The following is a 20,114-nucleotide window of genomic DNA, read 5'->3' on the forward strand; positions in this document are numbered from 1 at the left end:
GAGCAGACCCCCGGTCGGATCAGGAGCAGAAGCACATCGTGAGCAGCGAGCAAGCGGAGAACGCCGGTCCGGAGAACACCGCGCCCGAAGGCGCGGCTCCTGAGGGCATCACGGACGGGATGTCGGACGCGGCGCCGGACGCGGCGCCGGACGAGATCACGCACGAGGTCACGGCTGAGGTCACGGACGCCGAGGCGTCCCACGTACCGCACGTACCGCACGACGGGGCGCCCGCGGAGGAGGCCTCGGACGTCGTGGACGCCGACGCCGTGACCGCGCCGGACGGCGCGGACGGTGTCGACGCCGCGGACGGCGAGAACACCGAGATCTGGGACGTCGTGGTCGTCGGCGCCGGGCCCGGCGGCGCGTCCGCGGCCTACGCGGCGGCCGTGGCCGGGCGACGGGTGCTGCTCCTGGAGAAGTCCGAACTGCCTCGCTACAAGACCTGCGGCGGCGGCATCATCGGCCCCTCCCGCGACTGTCTGCCGCCCGGCTTCGAACTGCCCCTCCAGGACCGGGTGCACGCCGTCACCTTCTCCCTGGACGGCCGTTTCGCCCGTACCCGCCGTTCGCGGAAGATGCTCTTCGGGCTCATCAACCGCCCGGAGTTCGACGCCCAGCTCGTCGAGCACGCCCAGAAGGCCGGCGCCGAGCTGCGGACCGGGGTCACGGTGACCCGCGTGGAACAGCACGGCCCGGCGGTGCCGGACCGGCGGACCGTCGCCGTGGTCCTCGCCGACGGCGAGACCGTGCTCGCGCGCGCGGTCGTCGGCGCCGACGGCAGTGCCAGCCGGATAGGCGCGCACGTCGGGGTGAAGCTCGGCCAGGTCGACCTGGGCCTGGAGGCGGAGATCCCCGTACCGCCGTCCGTGGCGGAGGACTGGAAGGGCCGCGTCCTCATCGACTGGGGCCCGATGCCCGGCAGTTACGGGTGGGTCTTCCCCAAGGGCGACACTCTGACGGTCGGCGTCATCTCGGCGCGCGGCGAGGGCGCCGCCACCAAGCGCTACATGGAGGACTTCGTCGCCCGGCTCGGCCTGTCCGGTTTCGAGCCCACGATCTCCTCCGGTCATCTGACGCGCTGCCGCACCGACGACTCGCCGCTCTCCCGCGGCCGGGTCCTCGTCTGCGGTGACGCGGCGGGGCTCCTGGAGCCGTGGACGCGTGAGGGCATCTCGTACGCGCTCCGCTCGGGCCGGCTCGCCGGCGAGTGGGCGGTACGGGTCGCCGAGGCCGCCGACGCGGTCGACGCACGGCGGCAGGCCCTGAACTACGCCTTCGCCATCAAGGCCGGGCTCGGGGTCGAGATGGCCGTCGGGCGGCGGATGCTCGCCGTCTTCGAGCGGCGGCCGGGGCTGCTGCACGCGACGCTGACGGGGCTGCGTCCCGCCTGGAACGCGTTCGCCGACATCACCCGGGGTTCGGCGACGCTCGGCGGCATGGTCCGCTCGAACGGCATGGCTCGGCGGGCCTTGGAGATCCTCGACAAGCGCATGGACACCTCGTCGGGCGTCGGCCCGGCGGGCCGGGGCGTCGGCAAGGGCGAGCGGTCGGCACCCGAGGCCGAGGCGGACACGGACGCGAAGGCGGGCACGGACGCGAAGGCGGACGCGGGCACGGAGGTGCAGGCCGGGGTGGAGGCCGAGGCGCAGACCGGCTCGAAGGCCGGCTCGGAGGCCGAGGTGTCCGCGAAGCCGGAGGCTCCCGAGGCTCCGGAAGTCCTCTGACGCCTGGGATCGGCGCACCAGGCGCACCAGGCGTATGTGACGTTTGCGAAGCGAGTGCAGCGGACGGGCTCCGCCGCTCCGGCCGGTTTCACGCGGCGGGAGTGGTGGGGCCCGTCGGCGTGACGCGGAAGACGGGGTGCTTCGGCGCGATGGCGCGCAGCTCCTCGTCGGAGGAGTCGGGGCCGACGCCGCCGAAGAAGACGCCGACCTCGGCCTTCCAGCGCTTGAGGTAGGCGCGCAGCAGCGCGGGCTTGTCGTCGTCGGCGACCTCGACGACGGTGAAGTCCTGCACGTGCTTGCCGAGGATCAGCTGCCCGCCGCCGGCGGCCCGCATGTTGTGGGTCCACTGGACGTGGCCGCGGGGGGCCACGAGGTAGCGGACCCCGTCCACCGTGAGGAGGTTGACGGGGGTTCGGCGCCATTCACCGCTCTTGCGGCCGCGGACGGCGAGCACGCGGGAGCCCCAGACACTGATGCCGCGGCGGGTCGCCCAGGCGACGGTGCGGTTGAAGACGTTCACGGTGAACCAGCCGGGCTTCATGACGTGGGCGGCGGGGTCGGAGCCGGTGGGCCGTGCGGACATGGGGTCCTCCTGGAGGATCGAGCGGTGCCGAGCGGTTGCGCTCCCGGTCCCGGTAGCGGCAGCGGTGGTGAGAGCCGAAGTGTGAGCACTGCTCTCGCTTGATTCGAGTGTGCAGGAATCGCCGCTCACAATCAAGAGCACCGCTCTCGTTTCGTATCGCCGCTCTGAAAGTGGCACACTGCTCTCCATGACGACCGTTCGAGGAGCCCGCGCCCGCGCCCGTATCGAGATCACCGCCGCCATCAAGGACGAGGCCCGCACCCAGCTCGCCGCCGAGGGCGCCGCCAAGCTGTCCCTGCGTGCGGTCGCCCGCGAACTGGGCATGGTCTCCTCCGCGCTCTACCGCTACTTCCCGAGCCGCGACGACCTGCTCACCGCACTGATCGTCGACGCGTACGACGCGATCGGCGCCGCGGCGGAGAAGGCCGTCGCCGAGACGGCGGGGCAGCGCCCCCTCGACCGGTGGACCGCCGTCTGCCGGGCCGTCCGTGCCTGGGCCGTCGCCCACCCGCACGAGTACGCACTGATCTACGGTTCCCCCGTCCCCGGCTACAGCGCGCCCCAGGACACGATCGTCCCCGCCTCCCGCGTCGGCCTCGTCCTCATCGAGACCGCGCGCAGCGCCCACACCGGCGAGGGCGTCGCGCTGCCCGCGCTCCCGGAAGGGCTCCGTCCCGAGGCCGCCCGGCTGGCGGCCGACATCGCCCCGGACCTTCCGCCGGCCCTCGCGGTCGCGCTCGTGGCCGCCTGGTCGCAGCTCTTCGGGCTGATCTCCTTCGAGGTGTTCGGCCACTTCCACAACATCGTCGAGGACCGCGACGCCTTCTTCGCGTCGGCGGCCCGCCGCCTCGGCCAGGACGTGGGCCTGCTGCCGCGCGGCTGAGAGGGCTCGACCCGCCCCCCGACCACGCCCGCGTACGCGCAGCGGTCGGAGACCGGTGAGACGGCGGCCCAGCCGAGCACCCGACCGTCCTCGCCGAGGGCGACGAGCCGGTGCTCGGGCGCCCGCGCGCTGTCGAACGCCTCCCAGCCGGGGGCGGCCGTCTCGAAGGGGTGGCTGAGGAACGCGGCGGCCATCCGGGACCGCCCGGCGTTGTGTACGCAGACGAACAGCACGGAGGGGATCGGGGCGGCGCTCACGGGCGGGCACTTCTTTCACGGGGGCGAAGGGGGTACGGCGGGTGCAGGGCTGACGACGGCGGGCCGCCCGAGGCGCATGCCGAGGAGCATGCCGAACAGGGCGAGTCCTGCCATGAGCCCGCCGACCTGCGCCACGACGAACATCGGCACGGAGCCCGGGGCGATCCCGGCGAAGGTGTCGGTGAGGGCGCGGCCCACGGTGACGGCCGGGTTGGCGAAGCCGGTCGATGAGGTGAGCCAGTAGGCGGAGCCGATGGAGGACGCGGCGGCGACCGGGGCCGGATGCGCGCGGCGGACCCTGGGCAGGCCGAGGACCAGCACGATCAGACCGGCGGTGGCGACGGCCTCGCCCAGCCACAGGTGCGGGGCGTATCGCTCGTGGCCGGACCATCGGACGAGTGGTTCGGCGAACATCGCGTCCGCGAGGACCGCGCCGCAGAGCGCGCCGGCGGTCTGCGCGGCCACGTAGACGGCGTCCTCGCGCGCGTGCGGCCCGCCGTTCACCCCGCCCTCCCCGGTCCCGGCCCCGGCCCGGCCCCCCGGCCCCGGCCCCGTCGTGGGATCGACGGCCGACGGCCCAGGCCGCCACGGTGACGACCGGATGGAAGTAGGCGCCCGAGACGGGACCGAGCAGGGTGATGAGCACGCCCAGGCCGAACACGGTCTCCGTCGACTCGGCCACGAGCTGGACGCCCACGTCCCGGCTGAGCCGGGTGGCCTGGATGCCGGAGCCGACGACGACCGCGACCAGCGCACCCGTACCGACGAACTCCACTGCCGTGCGCCGCCCGAGTGTCCAGGGCCCGCGCAAGGAGCCCTGGGAGGTCTACGTCGTCAAGGTCGACGCCCCCCGCCGAGGCCGACGCCCCCCCCGCCGAGGCCGTCGGCGCACCGGACGACGGCTGCGTCTGCACCACGTGCTGACCCGCGGCCGCCCCGGTGCGGACGGGACGGCGTCTACTCCGCCGGGAGTACGGGTGACCACCCCGTCGGGCTGACGATTCCACGGGTCCCGCACGGTTAGCGTGGCGGACATGGATCAGGAGCGGAGGCGCGGACACGAGCGCGGACCAGGGCGCGGGCGCGGTGACGCGGGGTCGGCGCGCGTGCCGGGGGAGCGGCGGGCACGCGCGCACCGGTCGCCTGACCACCGGTCCAGCGAACCCGGTGCGAGCGAACCCGGGACGTACGGGCAGCCGGGCCGGGCGCCCGCCCGCGAGGGAGGCCGGTGGCAGCGCGGGGACAGCGGCGGCGGCCTGCCCTGGCGGTCCACGCTCCTGATCGCCGTGGTCGTCATGGCCGGGACCGGGTTCGCCGCGAGGAACCAGCCCGACCGGGAGGCGCTCGACGCGCTCGGACGCGCCCTGCTCCTTCTCGGAGCCGCGCCCCTGCTGTTCCGTCACCGGTGGCCGGTGCCGGTGGTGTTCGGCGTCGCAGCCGTCACCCTCGGCTATCTCGTGGCCGGTTACCCGTACGGCCCGGTGTTCGTCATGGTCGCCGTCGCCTGCTTCGCGGCGGTCGTGCACGGGCACCGGACCGCCGCCGCCTGGGCCCTCGGCCTGCTCTGGGCGGGCCATCTGCTGCTCTCGCACTGGCTCTACCGCTGGCTGCCCCCGGCGGGCGACGGCCCCGCGCCCTGGGGGCAGGAGCTGCCCGCGGCCGCGTTCGCCGTCGCCGTGCTGGCCGCCTCCGAGACGGTCCGCGTACGGCGTGAGCAGCGGGCGCAGCTGCGGGCGGACCGGGCCGCCGCCGAGCAGCGGCGCGCCGACGAGGAGCGGCTCCGTATCGCCCGGGAACTCCACGACGTGCTCGCCCACTCGATCTCCGTCATCAACGTGCAGGCCGGGGTCGGCCTCGCCCTCCTGGACTCCGACCCCGAGCAGGCCCGCACCGCGCTGACCACCATCAAGGCGGCCAGCAAGGAGGCGCTCGGCGAGGTGCGCCAGGTCCTCGACACCCTGCGCACCCGCGGCGACGCGCCCCGCGCGCCCGCCCCCGGACTCGACCGGCTCCCGGAACTCGTCGAGCAGGCCGCCGCAGCGGGCCTCACCGTCACCGTCGCGACGACCGGACCGCGTACCGGCCTGCCGCCCGGCGCCGACCTCGCCGCCTTCCGGATCGTGCAGGAGGCGCTCACCAACGTGGTGCGCCACTCCGGTTCGCGTACGGCCCGGGTACGCATCGGGTACGGCTCCGGGCACCTGGACCTGACGGTCGACGACGACGGCCCGGCCACCGGCACCGAGGCGGGGGGCAGCGGCAACGGACTCGCCGGCATGCGGGAGCGGGCCGCGGCCCTCGGTGGCACCATCGAGGCGGGCGCCCGCCAGGACGGCGGCTTCCGCGTCCACGCCGTACTCCCGTTCCACCAGGAAGAGCCCCCGTCACCGCAGGAGACCCCGTGATCCGAGTGCTGCTCGCCGACGACCAGTCGCTGGTCCGGGCGGGGTTCCGCGCGCTGCTCGACGCCCAGCCGGACATCGAGGTCGCGGGGGAGACCTCCGACGGCGACGAGGCCGTGGAGCGGGTGCGCGCCCTGCGCCCCGACGTGGTCCTCATGGACATCCGGATGCCGCGGCTCGACGGTCTCGAGGCCACCCGCCGCATCACGGACGACCCTGACCTCGCCGAGGTCCGGGTCGTCATGCTGACCACCTTCGAACTCGACGAGTACGTCTTCGAGGCGATCCGCGCGGGCGCCTCCGGCTTCCTGGTCAAGGACACCGAGCCGGAGGAACTGCTGCGGGCCGTCCGCGCCGTCGTCCACGGGGACGCCCTGCTGTCCCCGGGCGTGACCCGCCGCCTGATCGAGGAGTTCGCGGCCCGCTCCAAGGCCCCGGGGGCGACGGCGGCCCTCGGCGCCCTGACCGAGCGGGAGCGGGAGGTGATGGCCCTGGTGGGCATCGGCCTGTCGAACGAGGAGATCGCCCGCAGGCTGGTCGTCAGCCCGCTCACCGCCAAGACCCACGTCAGCCGCGCCATGGTGAAACTCGGCGCCCGGGACCGGGCCCAACTCGTGGTCCTGGCCTACGAGTCGGGCCTCGTACGGCCCGGCTGGCTCGGCTGAGCCCCGACGGAGGCCGGGGCCCGCGGCCGGCCGGCCGACCGGACCGGGACCGGCGGACGCGGATCTCGCCGGGCGGCACATGCCCGGCGAGATCCGGACGCGCTCCCTAGTCGCGGACGGCGACCTTCGCCGGAGCGTCCTCGGTGGCCGTACCGCTCCCGGTCCCCGTGGCGTCCGCCCGCGACGGCGTGGAGCGGGCGACGACGACCGACGGCTCGCCGTCCTGCTTCCGCTTCGTCCGGAGACCCGGCAGCGTGACGAGCAGTCCGGCCAGGGCGATGACCGTGACCACGGCGAGGCCCGGACGGAAGTCGTCCAGGACCGCCTGCGGCGAAGCGGTGCCCTCGCCGCCGTCCGCGGTGATCACGGCGGTGACGACGGCGAGGAACAGTGCGCCGCCGACCTGGATAGAGGTGTTGAGGAGTCCTGACACCATGCCCTGCTCGTCGTCGTCGACCCCGTTCGTGGCCTGGATGTTGAGCGAGGGGAACACGAGCGCGCAGGCCGCGCCGAGCAGCAGCATCGACGGCAGGATGACGGCGGCGTACTGCGGGGTGAGGGAGATCCGCAGGAACAGGGCGTACGCGACGACGAGCAGCGTGAAGCCGGCGGCGATCACCCGTGGGGTGCCGAAGCGGTCCACGATGCCGCCGATCTTGGTGGAGGAGAGCGCCACGAGCACTCCGGCCGGCAGGAAGGCGAGGGCCGTCTGGAGCGCCGACCAGTGGAGCAGTGACTGCATGTACTGGGTGACGATGAACTGGAAGGCGACGTACGAGCCGAAGAACGCCGCCGCGCCGAGCTGGGCCCGTACCTGCGAGCCTGAGCGCAGCACTCCGAGCCGTACGAGGGGGCTCGCGCTCCGGCGTTCGATGAGGACGAAGGAGACGAGCAGCGCGGCGGCCACCGCGAAGGACAGCAGGGTGCGCACGGAGGTCCAGCCCGTCTCGGGCGCCTGGACGACGGTGAAGACGAGCAGCAGCATCGCGGCCGTGCCGGTGACGGCGCCAGGCAGGTCGTAGCCGCCGGAGGCGTTCTCCCGGGCGCTGTGCGGGATGAGGCGGAGCGCGAAGACCAGGGCGACGAGGGCGACGGGGGCGGGGAGCAGCATCGTCCAGCGCCAGCTCAGCTCGGTGAGGAGCCCGGACAGGACCAGGCCCATCGAGAAGCCGGTGGCGGCGCAGGTGGTGTAGATGGACAGGGCCCGGTTGCGCTGCGGGCCCTCCTTGAAGGTCGTGGTGATGATCGACAGGCCGGCGGGGGCGGTGAACGCGGCGCTCAGCCCCTTGATGAAGCGGCTGGCGATCAGGAGGGGCCCGGAGTCGACGAGCCCGCCGAGCAGGGAGGCGAGCGCGAAGACGGCCAGCGCGATGAGGAAGACCCGGCGGCGGCCGAGCAGGTCGGCGGCGCGGCCGCCGAGGAGGAGCAGGCCGCCGTAGCCGAGGATGTAGCCGCTCACGATCCACTGGAGGGTGGCGGTGGAGAGGCCGAGGTCGGTGGCGATCGAGGGCAGGGCCACGCCGACCATGGAGACGTCGAGGGCGTCGAGGAACATGGCGGCGCAGAGCACGAGCAGGGTGCCCCAGAGGCGCGGACTCCAGCGTTCCCGGGCGGAGTCGGACACACCGGTGGGCGCGTCGGTGAGCGGAGAGGTCATGGGCAGGACAGTACATGCACATGCATTGAATGCGAGTGCATTTAATTCCCGTGCAACAAAAGGGGTCGCTTCTGCTACCGTGCGGCCATGGCAGCGAACAAGTCCGAACGCGCGCTCGTGGACGAGTGGCGTGACGTCCTCGCCCTGCACGCCCGTACGACCTGTGAGCTCGACCGGGCGCTCCATCCGTACGGCATCGGCGCCAGCGACTTCGAGGTCCTCGACGTGCTCGCGGAGGGCGCGGCGGAGGACGGCCCGGCCTCCTGGCGCGTCCAGGAACTGGCCGGGCGGGTCCACCTCAGCCAGAGCGCCCTGTCCCGGCTGATCGCACGCCTGGAGAAGGACGGCCTGGTCGTGCGGGGGATGTGTGCCGAGGACCGGCGCGGCGTCCAGGTGAAGCTGACCGAGAAGGGCCTCGCCCGTCATGCCGAGGTCCGGCCCCTCCAGCGCGACGTACTGACCCGGATGCTGGACGGGACGGCCTGAGCGGGCGCTGGTTCAGGACCAGGTGATCCCGGAGGTCTCGCGCCACACCCGCGCGAGCTCCTCGTCGCCGGGGAGCGTCACGGCGTCGACGGGCAGCCGGTTCAACGGGACGAGGCACAGCCGGTCGGCGGCCCCGGCGAGCTCGGTGTCCACCGGCTCCGAGGCCGGTCCGTCCCGCTCGGTGTCCATCGGCTCCGAGGCCGGTCCGTCCCGCTCGGTGTCCATCGGCTCCGAGGCCGGTCCGTCCCGCTCGGTCCGGGGCGGCTCGGTCGCCGAGGGTCGCACCGTCCGCACATCGCCCGTGTCGCTCGCCCGCACCCGCAGGGCCCGGGGCCCGTCCGTCCGCACCCGGCCGCGGCTCCGGCCGTGGAACCGGAAGCGCAGCTCGTCGATGCCGTCGGCCGCGACCTGCGCCTGACCGGCCGCGGCCCCGCCGGGAGCGCCGACTCGGCGTCCGCGTGGTGGACGGCGGTCTCGTGCGCCTGCCGTCGCGCCCAGAAGGCGAACGAGGCGCGCCGGGGGCTCAACTCGTCCGAGAGGCCCCGGCGTTCCGTGCCCAGTAGCCCATCGCGGCGGCCCCGGCCGAGAGCACGGCGACGGTCGTGAGTGCCACCGGCAGGGAGAACCAGTCGGCGAGGAACCCGATGGACGGCGGGCCGAGCAGCATGCCTCCGTAACCGAGCGTGGACGCGGTCGCGACCCCGCCGGGTCCGGCGACGGCACCGGCGCGGGCCACGGCGACGGGGAAGATGTTGGCGAGCCCGAGACCGGTGATCGCGAAGCCGAGCAGGGTGGCCCAGATGCTCGGCGCGAGCGCGCCGAGCAGCATGCCGGCGGCGGCCGTGGTGCCACCGAGGACCAGGGTCCGGGTCTGGCCGAGGCGTTCGAGCAGCGCGGTGCCGGAGAGGCGCCCCGCGGTCATGGTGAGCGCGAACACGGAGTACCCGGCGGCGGCCACCCCCGGGTGCGCGCCGAGGTCCTGCTCCAGGTGGAGGGCGCCCCAGTCGGCGAGTGCGCCTTCGCCGTACGCCGTGCAGAGGGCGATCACACCGAAGACCAGGACGATGCGCCGCGACCCGCCGGACCGCCCGCTCTTCGCACCGGCGGCGGGCGCCAGGGATTCGGGGGCCGGGGCGGGGGAGGGGTGCCGCAGGAGTACGGGCCCGGCGACGGCGGTGAGCGCCAGACCGACCACGGTGAGGCCCAGCAGATGGGCGGTCGGGGACAGGCCCCCGGCGAGCAGTCCGCCGAGTCCCGCGCCGATCATGCCGCCGAGGCTGAACGCGGCGTGGAAGCTGGGCATCACCGGGCGCCGGAGCGCGGTCACGAGATCCACGGCGGCGCTGTTCATGGCGACGTTGATCCCGCCGTACGCGGCCCCGAACACGAGCAGGACGAGGCCGAGGGCGAGCGGCGACCGGGTGAGCGCCGGCAGCGCGACGGACAGCGACAGGAGGACGGCGGTGGCGACGGTGACGGCGTGGGAGCCGTGGCGGCGGCAGAGCCGCCCGGTCAGCGTCATGGTGATGACGGCGCCTGCGGACACCCCGAGCAGGGCGAGGCCGAGGTCACCGGCCGAGGCGCCGGTCTGCTGCTTGACGGCGGGGATCCGGACGACCCAGCCGGCGAACAGGAACCCGTCGAGAGCGAAGAAGAGGGTCAGGGCGACGCGGAGGCGGGACAGGGAGTGGGTGGCGGTGTCTCCGCCGGAGCCCCCCGGAACGGCCGTCCGTACTTTGTTTAGTAGCGGCACAAACTCAGGATAGGGGCATGCCCCGGCCGCAATCAAGCGAGCGGCGGACGAACCGGAGGACGCCCCTTGATCATCGACAGGCGACACGCACCCCCATGACGCTGTCCGGGTGACAAGGCGCAGGTCAGAACTCCCCAACGGGCCACTGGAAAGCATCGTTTCTGCGCTGGATCCGCCCGCCCGGCATTGGAGTGAGACGCCGTGTCTCGCCATTTCCGCAGGCGTTTGACCGGCAGACGAGCACCTTCTGGCACGTCATTCCGAGATCTTGAGGAGTAGTCATGCGTTCTCTCGCCGCGTCTGTCCTGGCCGTGGGCATCCTGCTGGGCGGCGCCGGTTCCGCGCTCGCCAACGACGGATTCGGGGCGGGGTACTTCTCCGCCGGCGGCGCGGGCTTCAGCTCGCACTGCTCGGTGGCCGGCGTCCCGGCCGTCTACGGAACGATCTTCACCGGCTCGTGTCACGAGAAGGGCTGGGAGAAGGGCCCGGAGGGCGCGTTCCTCGGCGCGCACTGACCTGACGGGTCCCGGGCGAGGACGCAGCCCTCGCCCGGGACCGCCCGCACGACGGGTGCGTCGGCGACGCGGCCCTCGCCCGGGACCGCCCGAACGACGGGTCGGCCGGCGCCGCGGCCCTCGCCCGGGACCGAGCCCGCAGCACGGCGGGTCGGCCGGCGACGCAGGAGAGTGGGGGATGCGCAGGGAGAGAAGAAGCCGCCCTCGCGAAGGCCCGGCACGCGCCGTACCCCGCGCAGTCCCGAACACGGTCCCGGCGCGTCCCCGCGTCCGGAGCTCCGAAGGAACCCGCCCGACCACTCGGCGGATACCCCGCACCCCGCCCAGGGGGACACCCCACCCCCTGATCATGGGAGACTCGCCCCCATGAACGGCAAGGCGACGACGACCCGGACACGGCTGGACAGGGGGCGCAACGCGCTCGGCCCCGCGCTGGAGCTGGTGCACACCGGCAGGGCCCCCACCAGGGCCGTCCTCACCGCCGAGCTCGGCGTCACCCGCGCCACCGCCGGCGCGGTCGCCGCGGAACTGGAGGCCCTCGGCCTCATCCGCGTGGACTCCAACCCCGGCGCAGCCGCCGGATCCCAGGGCCGCCCCAGCCATCGCCTCGCCGTCGACGAGAAGGGCCCCGTCGCCCTGGCCGCCCAGGTCCACGCCGACGGCTTCCGCGCCGCCCTCGTCGGCCTCGGCGGCACCATCGTGGCCACCGTCCCCGGCTGTGTCACCGTCTCCGCCGACCCGGCCCAGGTCCTCGGCGAGGTCGTCGAGGCCGGAGTCGCCCTGCTCAGGGAGAGCGGCCGCCGCTGCGTCGGCGCGGGGCTCGCCGCCCCCTCGGCCGTGGCGGAGCCCGAGGGCACCGCGCTGAACCCGCTGCACCTCGCCTGGCCCGCCGGCGCGCAGGTCCGGGAGATCTTCGCCGAGCGGGTACGGGCCGCCGGCATCGACGGCCCGGCTTTCACCGGCAACGACGTGAACCTCGCCGCCCTGGCCGAGCACCGCCACGGCGCCGGCCGCGGCGCCCGCGACCTGCTCTGCGTGGCCACCGGACACCGTGGCGTCGGCGGCGCGCTCGTCCTGGACGGTCGCCTGCACACCGGGAGCGCGGGCCTCGCCCTGGAGGTCGGCCACCTCACGGTGAACCCGGAGGGCCGCGCCTGTCACTGCGGCAGCCGCGGCTGCCTGGACGTGGAGACCGACCCGCTCGCCTTCCTCACCGCCGCGGGCCGGGCCCCCGGCCCCGAGGTGTCCCTGCTCCAGCAGGCCCGCGACCTGCTGCGCACGAGCCCCGACGACCCGGGCGTACGGGTCGCGGTGGGGGAGCTGATCGACCGTCTGGGCCTCGGCCTCGCGGGCCTGGTGAACATCCTCAACCCGGACCGGATCATCCTGGGCGGCCTCCACCGCGAGCTGCTCGACGCCGACCCTGAGCGCCTGCGCGCGGTCGTCGCCGACCGCAGCCTCTGGGGCCGCAGCGGCGGTGTGCCGATCCTTCCCTGCACTCTGGACCACAACAGCCTCGTCGGCGCCGCCGAGCTGGCGTGGCAGCCGGTCCTGGACGACCCGCTGGCGGCGCTGAGCCGCGAGCGGGTCTGACCGGCCACCCGCACGAGCCGGTCCGGCAGCGGGGCCCGGGCAACCCGGTCCGACGGCCCGCCCGGCCAGGGGCGTCACGCCTGAGGGTCGGCCCGCCCCTCGGCCAGCGCGGCCAACCGCTCCAGGGCCGTCCGCGTACCGGCCTCGTTGTCGGCGGGGGCCACGCCGTCGGGCACCCCTTCGTGCACGAGGACCACCTCCGTGCCGCCCTCCAGGGCGATCAGGGTCGTGGTGAGGGTCATGGGGCCCTGAAGCGCCGGGTCGGAGGTCTCGAACTCGGTGACCTCGACGACGCGTTCGTCCGGGAGCAGCTCCACGAAGCGCCCGTGGTACGTGTCCGTGCGGGCCCCCGACTTGCCGGTGCCGTCCGCGGTGTCGTACGTGAGGGAGACCCGGAAGGTGCCCCCCTCGCGCGCGTCGAACTCATGGACCTCGCAGGTCATTCCGTACGGCACGCGCCAGCGCGCGACCGCCTCCGGGTCGAGCAGGGCCCGGTAGACGGCCGAGGGCGGGGCGTCGACATGGCGGGACACGCGCGTGGTGTACACGTCTCCAGGCTAGAGGCTGAGGGCGTCCTCCGCGTTCGTCATCCACGCGGTCACCGAGTTCTTGTCCGGCGACACGTACAGGCCCGGGGTCGAGGCCTTGAGCGGCTTCTGCTCCAGGTCGGAGTCGGTGCTCATCGTCATCGCGATCGAGTGGACGGTGGTGCCCGTGCCGTCCTTGAGGCCGCCCATGAGTCCCGCGTACGCCGACTGTCCCGGCGCGAGCCGGATGGCGTCCTCGATGCCGGGGGCCGGACCCCGCTCGACGGCCTTCCCGTCGAGGTCGCCGAAGGTGACGACCGGGTGTCCCAGCGCCCGGCAGGGCTTGCCGCCCTTGTTGGTGATCTTCAGGAGGTAGCTGCTGGTCGTGGGCTCCGCCAGGGTCGCGGTGAAGGTCACGTCGAAGGTGCTGCACGGGAACACGTCGTAGTCGGGGTCCACCGAGGGCGTCGTGGGCTTGGAGGGGGCCGGGGGCTTCGTGGGAGCCTCGGTCGGCGCGTCGGTCGGGGGCTTCGTGGGGGCCTTCGGCGGTGTGGCCGGCGGTGCCGTGGACTTGGACGGAGTCGCCGACGGTGCTGCGGGACCACCTGCCGCCCCGTCCTCGCCGGGCCCGCAGGCGGTCAGCGTGACGGCGGCGAGGGCGACGAGAACGACGGCGGATCTGCGGACGGTGCTCATGACGATGTCCCCCGATGAGAAGCGCGCACGGCGCGGCGACGAACGAACTGGCCAGACCTGCTCCGACCGATCCGACCGATCCGGCCGATCAGAGAGATCCGGCCGATCAGAGAGATCCGACCCGGTCCGAGCTTGGTCGGTCCGAATTCCCAGGGTCCCGAAGAAACTTCACGGCTTGGTGACGGCGTCTTGCCGAAATCACCACGGCGTATGGACGGGGTGCACCCCGCCGCGCACCTCCTCGACCGGAAACCCCTGGCCCGGGGCCCTTGGACGACGTACCGTTCCGCCTCATGACCATTTCTGATCATGATCTTCCCCCGCGTCTCGGCAGCCTCACCTTCCACAGTCCGCTCTCCGAGGCCCGCGCGACCCGCATGGTCGCGCGGCTCGCCGCCATCGAGCCCGCCGATGTGCTCGACATCGGCTGCGGCTGGGGAGAGTTGCTGCTCCGTGTCGTCGAGGCCGCGCCGACGGCCAAGGGCGCGGGCATCGACATCAACGGCGAGGACCTGGCCCGTGGCCGGGCCCTGGCGGAGGCCCGTGGCCTCGCCGACCGTGTCGAGTTCGTCGAGGAGTCGGCGTTCGGTACCGACCGGGGACCCGTCGACGTGGTCCTCTGCCACGGATCGAGCCAGGCCCTCTGCGACCCCGAGCAGCCGCACGACCTCTCCGCCGCCCTGAGCGAACTCCGCCGTCTCGTCAGGCCCGGAGGGCATGTCGTGCTCGGGGAGTGCTTCTGGGACCGCACGCCCACGGACGAGGAGCTGGCCGGGATGTGGCCGGGCGCGAACGAGGGGGAGCACACCACCCTCGGCACCCTCGTCGACCTCGCGATCGAGGCGGGGTTCCGGCCGGCGTGGATCGAGACGGCGACCGCCGAGGAGTGGGAGGAGTTCGAGTCGGGCTACCGGTACGACACCGAACTCTGGCTCGCCGCCCACCCCGACCACCCGCTCGCCGCCGAGACCCGGGAGCGCGTCGACCGGCAGCGCTCGACGTGGGTGAACGGCTACCGGCGCGTCCTCGGCATGGCCTACCTGACGCTCGTCGCCGTGGCCTGACCGACCCGGCAGCGGCACCCGGCTCAGGCCGCGGCCTGCTCAGACCGATCCGGCAAGGCCACCGGGCTCAGGCCGACCACCCCGGGGTGGTCGCCGGCCCCCGCTCACCACTGCCTCCCAGCCCCCAACAGCCCCCGCCCCGGCGCGGACAGATGCAGGACACGGAAGCGCTCGCCCTCGTCGGCGGGCGCTTCCGCGTCGGCCCACAAGGTGAACGCGAGCAGTTCCCAGTGGCGCGGATCAACCGCCAGGGCGGAGGCCACCACCCCGTCCCGCCGCGCCTCGCGCGCGTGCCGGGCCACCGCGTCCGCCACGGCCTCGCCGGGCGGGACCTCTTCCCCGAGCGGAGTCCTGCGACGCGTCGCGGTGCCCGGCACCGCACCGGACGCGGGCCCCTCCTCGTACGAAAGGCCCGTCCAGTGCTGCACCACGGGCCGGCCGAAGTCGTTCACGATGCCCTGGAAACCAGGGCCCCAGAGGAAGGAGTTCATGCCCTCGGGGGTGGCCCACAGGTAGAACGGCGCGTACTGGTCGACCGGTGACGCGTCCCCGCGCTCCCGCACGAGGTACGCCTTCAGACCGAGCCCCGGGAAGTCGTCGAGCAGATGGCCCCGCGTCGCCACCCGTTCGCGGATGATCCCCATGTCGTAGTCGGCGGGCAGGGTGATCTCGTACTGCATGGCGTGCACTGGCAGGCTCCCATCGCCTCTCGGGAAAGATCTGTTCAGCCGGCGGGGGTACGCGGGGCCAGCAGGCCGAGGATTCCGCGTACGGCACTGTCGAAGGGCTCTCGCGCCCCGGTCGCGCGCGCCAGCACGTACCCGCCCTGCACGGTCGCCAGGACCGTCGCCGCGATGTCCTCCGCGTCGAGGGAGGCGCTCAACTCGCCGCTGTCCAGGCCCTCCTGCGCGACCTCGGTGAGCCGGTCCCGCAGGCGCCCGAGCACCTCGTCGACCGGCGCGCGCAGCACGGGATCGGCGACGACCTCGGGGTCCATCGTCAGCCGGCCCACCGGGCAGCCCCGCAGGACGTCCCGCTCGCGCAGCAGATAGGCCTCGATGCGGGAGTACGCGGTGCCCTCGCCGCTCAGGACGGCCTCGGCGGCGGCGCCCAACTCCTCGGCCGTCCGCCGGATCGCGGCCAGCGCCAGATCGGGCTTGCCCGCGAAGTGGTGGTACATGCTGCCCTGGCCCGCCCCCGCCGCCTGCTGCACGGCCTTGGGGCTGGTCCCCACGTACCCCCGCTCCCACAGGAGCTCGCGGGTCGCCTCGATCAGTCGCTCGGAGGTGCTCATGACCGCACTGTACATACCAGTAGGTACAGATCGAAAGGAGGGCCTGAGCCGTCATGTACTCCCGCCGTCGTACACGCGATGCCGCTGCCCGTACGACGCGCCCGCCCCCCACCCGGAGGGAGCCTCGAACCACGGAAGAAGACCACCACAGCGCACCGGTCACGGCGCACCCGCCACAGGGCTCCGACCGCGGCGCACCGAGGAGCTGAACCCCATGAACACACTCGCCCACGCGGGCCCCGGCCCGTGGGTCCTCCTCTTCCCCCTCGTCTGGGCGGTGGCGATCGTCGGCATCGTCACGATCGCCCGCCGCGCGGGATGGCGTCGCGGCCGCGGCCCGTGGCGCGACGGCGGCCCCGGCCGCGCCGAAGGTCCGGACGACCGCTCGCCCATCGCCCTCCTCGGCCACCGCTTCGCCGCCGGGGAGATCGATGAGGACGAGTACTGGCGCCGGCTGACCGTCCTCGAAGAGCAGTTCGGCCGTCGTACCGACTCCAAGGGGCGCCGGGCATGACCGCCACCGACAAGCGTCTCCGGACCGTGCCCGTCACCGGTCCCGCCGCCGTCCGTGTCGTCGACGCGGTCAAGGTCTACGGGCGCGGCGACACGGAGGTCAGGGCCCTGGACGGGGTGAGCGTCGACTTCCCCGTCGGCCGCTTCACCGCCGTCATGGGCCCTTCGGGCTCGGGCAAGTCCACCCTGATGCACTGCGCCGCCGGGCTCGACACGCTCACCTCGGGCGCCGCCCTCCTCGGCGACACCGACCTCGCGACGCTCGACGACCGCCGTCTGACGCTGCTGCGCCGTGACCGGGTCGGCTTCGTCTTCCAGGCCTTCAACCTGCTGCCGACCCTCACCGTCGCCGAGAACATCACCCTTCCGCTGGACCTCGCCGGGCACACCGTCGACCGGGAGCGGTTCGACCGGATCGTCGACACGGTCGGGCTCCGCGACCGTCTCCACCACCGGCCGAGCGAGCTCTCCGGCGGACAGCAGCAGCGGGTGGCCGTCGCCCGGGCGTTCGCCGGGGACCCGGACGTCGTCTTCGCCGACGAGCCGACGGGCAACCTCGACTCGCGCTCCGGCGAGGAGGTGCTGAGCCTGCTCGGCCGTACGGCACGCGAGACCGGCCGTACGGTCGTCATGGTCACCCACGACCCGGTCGCCGCCGCCCACGCCGACGAGGTGATCTTCCTCGCGGACGGCCGGCTCGTCGACCGGATGACGGCCCCCACGGCCGACCGCGTCCTCGACCGCATGAAGGCGTTCGAGACGACGACCGGGACCGGGGCACGTCCGAGCGACGGCCACCCGGTCGGCGCCTACCCGACCGGTCCGAACTCGACCGGCCCCCACCCGACCACCCCCGACCCGGCCGGCCCGGACCCGACCGGCGGTTACCCGACCACCCTCGCCACCGGGGGCGTGTCCCCATGAGAACTCCCTCCACGCCCGCCTCGCTCCGCCTCGCCCGTTCCTCCCTCGGCGCCCACCGGCGCCGGTTCCTCGGCACCTTCGTCGCCGTTCTCCTCGGCGTCGCCTTCCTCACCGGCACCCTCGTCATGGGCGACACCCTGCGGGCGAGCTTCGACTCGATGTTCACCGGCGCGAGCCGGGGCACCAACGCCGTCGTCCGCAGCGCCGTCACGGTGACGGCCTCGGGCGACGCCCAGGGGACCCGCGGCCCCGTGGACGCGGACCTCGCCGAGCGCCTCGCGCGCGTGCCCGGGGTCGCCGCCACCGCGCCCCGGATCGAGGGCGCCGGCCAGCTCCTCGCCGCCGACGGCACCCCCGTCGGCGGCAAGGGCCCGCCCACCCTCGCCGGGAACTGGATCGACGACCCGGCCCTCAACCCGTACAAGCTCGCGGAGGGCCGTGCCCCGAGCGCCCCCGGCGAGGTCGTCGTCAACCGGGGCGCCGCGAAGGCCGCGGGTCTCGCCCTGGGCGACACGACGGTCCTGCGCACCCCCGACCCGGTGCGCGTCACCGTGGTCGGTCTCGCCACCTTCGGCGGCGCGGACGGCATGGGCCAGGTCACCTGGGCCGGTCTGACCCGCGCCGACGCCGAGCGGTATCTGACGGCGCGCCCGGGCGAGGCGACGAGCATCGCCGTACGGGCCGGTCCCGGCGTCTCCCAGGAGGAACTGGTCGCCGCCCTGGCCCCCGCTCTGCCGGACGACGTCGAGGCGATCACCGGGCAGCGCGCCGCCGAGGAGAACACCGAGATGGTCTCCGGCCGCTTCCTCAGCCTCTTCACGACCTTCCTGCTGGTGTTCAGCGGGGTCGCGGTACTCGTCTCCGTCTTCAGCATCCACAACACGTTCGCCGTCCTCGTCGCCCAGCGGACCCGCGAGAACGCCCTGCTCCGCGCGATCGGCGCCGCCCGGCGGCAGGTCGTCACCGGCACCCTCGCCGAGGCGCTGAGCGTCGGTCTGGCCGCCTCCCTCGCCGGCTTGCTCGCCGGGATCGGCGTGGCGGCCGGCCTCCAGGCTCTCTTCCCCGCCATCGGCTTCCCCTTCCCCGAGGGCGACCTGATCGTGACCGGCACCTCCCTCGTGCTGCCGCTCGCCGTCGGCCTCGCGGTCTGCGCGGGCTCGGCGCTCCTGCCCGCGGTGCGGGCCGGGCGCACGGCCCCGCTCGCCGCGCTCCGCGAGACGCAGGTGGACGCCTCGGGCACGTCACGCGCCCGCGTGGTGACCGGCGGCGTCCTGCTCGCCGTCGCGGTCGGCACGGTCCTCGCCGGGGTGCTCGGCACTCCCTCGCTGTGGTTCGCCGCGACCGGGGCGGCGCTCGCCGTCGCCGCCTTCGTGGTCCTCGGCCCGGTGGCCGCCTCGGTCGCCGTACGGGTCCTCGGCCGCCCCCTGGGCGGCGCCAACCGCGGCCTCGCGCGCCGCAACGCCCTGCGCAGCCCGGGGCGTACGGCAGCGACGGCGACCGCCCTGATGATCGGCGTCGCGGTGGTCACCCTCTTCACGGTCTTCGGCGCCTCCCTCAAGGCGACCATGGACCGCACGGTCGACCGCTCGTTCGCGGGCGACGTCGCCATCAGCGGTGCCGCGTTCGGCGCCGGCGGCGCGGGGCTCAGCCCGCGCCTGGCACCGGCCGTCGGCGCGCTGCCCGAGGTCGACACCGCCGTGGGCTTGGGGCGCGGCGTGGCGGAGGTGGACGGCAGGGGCCGCGCCCTGACCGTCACCGACCCGGCCGCGCTCTCCCGGACCCTCGACCTGGGCGCGGTGCGGGGCTCCCTCACCGGCCTCGGTACGGACGGGCTCGCCGTCGCCGCCGACGAGGCGGCCTCCGCGGGACTGGCCCCCGGGCGGACGGCCGAGCTCACGTTCACGGACGGCACCCGGCACACCTTCACCGTCCGGGCGGTCTACGAACGCTCCGACCTGGCCGGCGACTACCTCGTCACCCGCGAGGCCTGGGCCCCGCACCGCACCCAGGACTCCGACACCCTGGTCGCCGTCTCCTTCGCGGACGGGGTCGGCACCGAGGAGGGCAAGGCGGCCGTGACCGAGGTCGCGGACCGCTACGGGCAGCCCGAGGTGCAGACCCGGGAGGAGTACGCGGAGGCGTCGGCGGGCGGCATCGACATGATGCTCACCCTCGTGTACGCGCTCCTCGCCCTCGCGGTCCTGATCGCGCTGCTCGGCATCACGAACACGCTGACGCTGTCCGTCCACGAACGGACGCGGGAGCTGGGCCTGTTGCGGGCCGTCGGCCAGACCCGGGCGCAGCTGCGGGCCATGGTCCGCTGGGAGTCGGTCCTGGTGGCGGGGTTCGGCACGCTCGGCGGACTCGTCCTCGGCGGCCTTCTCGGCTGGGTGCTGGTCCGCGCCTCGGAGGGCTCGGGCGACAGCGCGTTCGCCTTCGCCGTACCGGCGGTGCAGCTGGCGACGGTGGCCCTGGTGGGGGTGGTCGCCGGGGCCGTGGCGGCCCTGCGCCCGGCGCGCCGGGCGGCCCGTCTGGAGATCCTGCGGGCGATCGCCACGGAGTGAGGGGCCCGGGG

General features: G+C 74.3%; 19 protein-coding genes and 4 pseudogenes. 11 read left to right on the forward strand and 12 right to left on the reverse strand.

Going from position 1 to position 20,114, the window contains the following annotated elements:
• The first annotated feature begins 119 nt into the window (after positions 1–119).
• On the forward strand, positions 120–1,727 hold the full coding sequence (locus tag ACIP84_RS08590) for a geranylgeranyl reductase family protein (protein WP_401797086.1): 1,608 nt from the start codon (positions 120–122) through the stop codon (positions 1,725–1,727).
• Between the two features lie 88 nt (positions 1,728–1,815).
• Here the strand turns inward: ACIP84_RS08590 and ACIP84_RS08595 are convergent, their stop codons facing one another.
• On the reverse strand, positions 1,816–2,310 hold the full coding sequence (locus ACIP84_RS08595) for a nitroreductase family deazaflavin-dependent oxidoreductase (RefSeq protein ID WP_401796189.1): 495 nt from the start codon (positions 2,308–2,310) through the stop codon (positions 1,816–1,818).
• 187 nt (positions 2,311–2,497) lie between these two features.
• On the opposite strand from ACIP84_RS08595, the gene ACIP84_RS08600 reads away from it, so the two are divergent.
• Positions 2,498–3,193: a TetR/AcrR family transcriptional regulator gene (locus ACIP84_RS08600; protein ID WP_355959235.1), complete on the forward strand. Its 696-nt coding sequence runs from the start codon at positions 2,498–2,500 to the stop codon at positions 3,191–3,193.
• Positions 3,194–3,213: 20 nt separating this feature from the next.
• Here ACIP84_RS08600 and ACIP84_RS08605 read toward each other — a convergent pair.
• From ACIP84_RS08605 to ACIP84_RS08620, 4 genes and pseudogenes are all read right to left on the reverse strand, one after another.
• Positions 3,214–3,360: pseudogene (locus ACIP84_RS08605) on the reverse strand (N-acetyltransferase); the annotation flags it as partial.
• Between the two features lie 3 nt (positions 3,361–3,363).
• Positions 3,364–3,450: pseudogene (locus ACIP84_RS08610) on the reverse strand (phosphotyrosine protein phosphatase); the annotation flags it as partial.
• 15 nt (positions 3,451–3,465) lie between these two features.
• Complete coding sequence (locus ACIP84_RS08615; protein ID WP_401796193.1) at positions 3,466–3,954, reverse strand: hypothetical protein; 489 nt, start codon at positions 3,952–3,954, stop codon at positions 3,466–3,468.
• Between the two features lie 121 nt (positions 3,955–4,075).
• Positions 4,076–4,225: pseudogene (locus ACIP84_RS08620) on the reverse strand (aquaporin family protein); the annotation flags it as partial.
• A 259-nt stretch (positions 4,226–4,484) separates the two neighbouring features.
• Here ACIP84_RS08620 and ACIP84_RS08625 point away from each other — a divergent pair.
• On the forward strand, positions 4,485–5,855 hold the full coding sequence (locus ACIP84_RS08625) for a sensor histidine kinase (RefSeq protein WP_401796196.1): 1,371 nt from the start codon (positions 4,485–4,487) through the stop codon (positions 5,853–5,855).
• Complete coding sequence (locus tag ACIP84_RS08630; RefSeq protein ID WP_401796199.1) at positions 5,852–6,517, forward strand: response regulator; 666 nt, start codon at positions 5,852–5,854, stop codon at positions 6,515–6,517. Before ACIP84_RS08625 ends, ACIP84_RS08630 begins: the two co-directional genes overlap by 4 nt.
• 106 nt (positions 6,518–6,623) lie before the next feature.
• Here ACIP84_RS08630 and ACIP84_RS08635 read toward each other — a convergent pair whose 3' ends face one another.
• A complete protein-coding gene (locus ACIP84_RS08635) occupies positions 6,624–8,174 on the reverse strand; it encodes an MFS transporter (RefSeq protein WP_355959233.1) in 1,551 nt (516 codons plus the stop codon).
• A gap of 87 nt (positions 8,175–8,261) precedes the next feature.
• Between ACIP84_RS08635 and ACIP84_RS08640 the strand changes: the two genes are divergently transcribed.
• Positions 8,262–8,660, forward strand: coding sequence for a MarR family winged helix-turn-helix transcriptional regulator (locus ACIP84_RS08640; RefSeq protein WP_401796201.1), 399 nt, complete (start codon positions 8,262–8,264; stop codon positions 8,658–8,660).
• A gap of 12 nt (positions 8,661–8,672) precedes the next feature.
• Here the strand turns inward: ACIP84_RS08640 and ACIP84_RS08645 are convergent, their stop codons facing one another.
• Together ACIP84_RS08645 and ACIP84_RS08650 are read right to left on the reverse strand one after the other, a co-directional pair.
• Positions 8,673–9,008 (reverse strand): hypothetical protein, encoded by a 336-nt coding sequence (locus tag ACIP84_RS08645; protein WP_401796204.1) that lies wholly within the window; start codon positions 9,006–9,008, stop codon positions 8,673–8,675.
• 175 nt (positions 9,009–9,183) lie between these two features.
• A complete protein-coding gene (locus ACIP84_RS08650) occupies positions 9,184–10,413 on the reverse strand; it encodes an MFS transporter (protein ID WP_401796207.1) in 1,230 nt (409 codons plus the stop codon).
• A 281-nt stretch (positions 10,414–10,694) separates the two neighbouring features.
• Between ACIP84_RS08650 and ACIP84_RS08655 the strand changes: the two genes are divergently transcribed.
• Positions 10,695–10,928 carry a hypothetical protein gene (locus ACIP84_RS08655; protein WP_355959227.1) on the forward strand — a complete coding sequence of 78 codons (234 nt, stop codon included), beginning with the start codon at positions 10,695–10,697 and terminating at the stop codon, positions 10,926–10,928.
• A gap of 366 nt (positions 10,929–11,294) precedes the next feature.
• The gene (locus tag ACIP84_RS08660) at positions 11,295–12,521 is read left to right on the forward strand and encodes an ROK family protein (protein ID WP_073902194.1); all 1,227 of its coding nucleotides are present in this window, start codon (positions 11,295–11,297) and stop codon (positions 12,519–12,521) included.
• A 74-nt stretch (positions 12,522–12,595) separates the two neighbouring features.
• Here ACIP84_RS08660 and ACIP84_RS08665 read toward each other — a convergent pair whose 3' ends face one another.
• Together ACIP84_RS08665 and ACIP84_RS08670 are read right to left on the reverse strand one after the other, a co-directional pair.
• The gene (locus tag ACIP84_RS08665; RefSeq protein WP_401796211.1) at positions 12,596–13,069 is read right to left on the reverse strand and encodes an SRPBCC family protein; all 474 of its coding nucleotides are present in this window, start codon (positions 13,067–13,069) and stop codon (positions 12,596–12,598) included.
• 9 nt (positions 13,070–13,078) lie between these two features.
• Complete coding sequence (locus ACIP84_RS08670) at positions 13,079–13,744, reverse strand: DUF4232 domain-containing protein (protein WP_401796214.1); 666 nt, start codon at positions 13,742–13,744, stop codon at positions 13,079–13,081.
• Between the two features lie 293 nt (positions 13,745–14,037).
• Between ACIP84_RS08670 and ACIP84_RS08675 the strand changes: the two genes are divergently transcribed.
• Positions 14,038–14,808, forward strand: coding sequence for an SAM-dependent methyltransferase (locus ACIP84_RS08675; protein ID WP_401796217.1), 771 nt, complete (start codon positions 14,038–14,040; stop codon positions 14,806–14,808).
• Between the two features lie 104 nt (positions 14,809–14,912).
• On the opposite strand, the gene ACIP84_RS08680 is transcribed toward ACIP84_RS08675, so the two are convergent.
• Positions 14,913–15,497, reverse strand: a complete 585-nt coding sequence (locus ACIP84_RS08680) for a DUF4865 family protein (RefSeq protein WP_401796220.1) — start codon at positions 15,495–15,497, stop codon at positions 14,913–14,915.
• Positions 15,498–15,532: 35 nt separating this feature from the next.
• Positions 15,533–16,117 (reverse strand): TetR/AcrR family transcriptional regulator, encoded by a 585-nt coding sequence (locus ACIP84_RS08685; RefSeq protein WP_401796223.1) that lies wholly within the window; start codon positions 16,115–16,117, stop codon positions 15,533–15,535.
• Positions 16,118–16,316: 199 nt separating this feature from the next.
• On the opposite strand from ACIP84_RS08685, the gene ACIP84_RS08690 reads away from it, so the two are divergent.
• The 3 genes and pseudogenes from ACIP84_RS08690 to ACIP84_RS08700 all read left to right on the forward strand — a co-directional run bounded on the left by ACIP84_RS08690 (position 16,317) and on the right by ACIP84_RS08700 (position 20,103).
• Positions 16,317–16,616 (forward strand): SHOCT domain-containing protein, encoded by a 300-nt coding sequence (locus ACIP84_RS08690; RefSeq protein ID WP_355959216.1) that lies wholly within the window; start codon positions 16,317–16,319, stop codon positions 16,614–16,616.
• Positions 16,613–17,374, forward strand: a pseudogene (locus ACIP84_RS08695) (ABC transporter ATP-binding protein); the annotation flags it as partial. The gene ACIP84_RS08690 and the pseudogene ACIP84_RS08695, both read left to right, overlap by 4 nt.
• Before the next feature lie 161 nt (positions 17,375–17,535).
• Positions 17,536–20,103, forward strand: a complete 2,568-nt coding sequence (locus ACIP84_RS08700; protein WP_401796226.1) for an FtsX-like permease family protein — start codon at positions 17,536–17,538, stop codon at positions 20,101–20,103.
• Positions 20,104–20,114 lie beyond the last annotated feature (11 nt).

Source organism: Streptomyces sp. NPDC088707, assembly GCF_044752725.1.
Lineage (GTDB): Bacteria > Actinomycetota > Actinomycetes > Streptomycetales > Streptomycetaceae > Streptomyces.